This window comes from Saccharothrix sp. ST-888 (assembly GCF_000955975.1).
Classification (GTDB): Bacteria; Actinomycetota; Actinomycetes; order Streptomycetales; family Streptomycetaceae; genus Kitasatospora.
Map to the genome: position 1 here is coordinate 1 of NZ_JYJF01000769.1, position 326 is coordinate 326.

A 326-nucleotide genomic window follows, 5' to 3' on the forward strand; every position below is an offset into this window, starting at 1 on the left:
GTGCCCCGCCGACCAGCCCGGCGACGTAGTAGTCCCCGGCGACGCAGGAGACGGCCGGGAAGGAGCCGAAAAGCTGCGGGATCAGCAGGCGCAGCAACAGGCCCCCGATGGCGGACCCGCGCACCTTACGCCCACTGCGGCGTGTCGGCGAGACCTCCCGCGTGTAGTCGCCGCGCAGGGTGAGCGAGGCGGCCGGGCCGCCCAGCCCGGCGGAGACCACGGCCAGCAGCCAGGTCTGCCAGAAGCCGCCCAGCAGGTAGTGCCCGTGCACGGCGGGGCCGAAGCGCGGGGCGAACGCGAACAGGCCCGCCACCATCCGCCCCGAC

1 pseudogene is annotated in these 326 nt (G+C 75.2%); it reads right to left on the bottom strand.

Annotation, left to right across the window (positions count from 1 at the left end):
• Nucleotides 1-326, bottom strand: a pseudogene (locus UK12_RS42370) (cytosine permease); the annotation flags it as partial.